The 1,946-nt window shown below is 72.3% G+C and carries 1 protein-coding gene; it reads left to right on the top strand.

What is annotated here, in order from left to right; translation table 11 throughout:
• The first annotated feature begins 128 nt into the window (after positions 1-128).
• Entirely contained in the window at positions 129-1,724 is a 1,596-nt protein-coding gene (locus tag E1283_RS35695) for a GDSL-type esterase/lipase family protein (RefSeq protein WP_132822312.1), read from the top strand.
• Positions 1,725-1,946: the final 222 nt, after the last annotated feature.

Raw genomic sequence — 1,946 nt, 5'->3', positions numbered from 1 at the left:
CGCCCAGGCCACCCACGGCCACGCGATGAATCGATTCACATCCGGTCGTCGCGCGCCCCGGCCTGCCCCGGGCGGGAGCGGAGGAGCGCCCGGCAGGCCCGTGCCACCAACCACACAGGAGTGAACGGATGGACGGAACAGCTGCCACGCCAGCCGAGGGACGCCACCCCGGGGGACGCCGCCCCGAGGGTCACCGCAGACGGACGGTCCTACGGGGCGCCGTCGCCGGAGTCGCCACCGCCGGCCTCGCCGGCCTCGCGCTGCCCGGCACCGCGCGCGCCGCCGGCGCGACGAGCACCGGCGCCGGGACCGACGCCGGGCCCACCCTCTACATCGCCAGCGACTCGACGGCCCAGACCTACGACCCCTACTACGCGCCGCAGGCCGGCTGGGGCGAGGTGCTCGGACAGTTCTTCTCGGAGACCGTGACCATCGCCAACCACGCCATCGGCGGCCGGAGTTCACGCAGCTTCATCGCCGAGGGCCGGCTCCAGGCGATCCTCGACCAGATCCAGCCGGGCGACTACCTGTTCGTCCAGTTCGGCCACAACGACGCCACCCTCAGCCGCCCCGAGCGCTACACCCCGCCCGCCGACTACAAGGAGTTCCTGCGGAACGACTACATCGGCGGCGCCCGCGCCCGGGGCGCCATCCCCGTCGTGGTCACCCCCGTCTCGCGCCGCGACTTCAACCCGACCACCGGGCGGTTCAACGTCTCCTTCCCCGAGTACGTCGAGAAGGCGATCGAGGTGGCGGCCGAGGAGAACGTGCCGCTGGTCGACCTCTCCGCGTCGAGCCGCGCCTACCTGGACGGCGTCGGCATCGAGGAGGCCAGGTCGCTCTTCCTCCACGTGCCGCCCGGCGTCTATCCGAACCGGCCCTACGGCACCATCGACGAGACCCACTTCCAGCGGTACGGCGCGCTCCACGTCGCCCGGCTCATCGCGCTGGACGTGGCACGGCTCGACGTCCCGCTGGCCCGCCGGGTCCGCAACACCGCGCCGCCGCGCCACCGCCCTGACCGGCCCGGCGCGCCGACCGCGGGACTCGTCTCGCACGAGGGTGCCAGGCTCACCTGGGACGAGGTGCCGGGCGCCGACCTCTACCGGATCCAGCGGCGGCGCCGCCACTCGGACGAGGAGTTCACGCTCGCCACCACCTCCCCCATCCCGCTCGCCGACATCGGCGGGCTGGCCGAGGACACCGCCTACGAGGTGCGGGTGATCGCCGTCAACGGCCGTGGCCAGTCCGCCCCTTCGGCGAAGCTACGGCTCGCCACCCGTCCCGCCGACCTGCGGTACGACTTCGGTCCCGCGGACAGCCCGGTCGCCGAGGGCTTCGTCGGGGTCAGCCCGGAGACCCTGTACACCGCCGAGCGCGGCTACGGCTTCACCGACGCCACCAACCTCATCAGCCGGGACCGCGGCCCGGGCACCGACGACCTCGGACGCGACTTCGTGGCCTACTTCGACGGGCGCTACGAGTTCAGGACCGACGTGCCCAACGGCACCTACGCCGCGACCGCCTACGTCGGCGACGCGGCCGGCTCGTCCCGCTCCGGCTTCGTCTTCGAGGGCGGGGACCGGGGGCAGGTGATCGGCTCGCCCAACGCCGTCACCCGCCAGACGTTCACGCTGATCGAGGTCCAGGACGGCCAGCTCGGCGTCACCGTCTACGGCCAGACCGGCCACCTCAACGGCCTGGTGATCACCCGGGTCGGCTGACGCCGACCGCGCAGGGGCCCGGCGCTCCGCGTCAGGCCCGTCCGGGGGCCCACCCGTCCGCAGACCCCTCCCAACCGTCAACAACCGTCAAAGTTCCAACAGGCTCCCACAAGTCTTGACGGAACCGATCAGCGATTGCGAGACTCCCCCGAACATGAGAGCGCTTTCCATCGCTCGAATGAATCGATTCATATACGACCGGACCACCCACCGGACCACGAC

The organism is Streptomyces hainanensis (assembly GCF_004348415.1).
Taxonomy (GTDB): Bacteria; Actinomycetota; Actinomycetes; order Streptomycetales; family Streptomycetaceae; genus Streptomyces; species Streptomyces hainanensis.
This window is presented reverse-complemented; position numbering and strand designations above follow the sequence as displayed.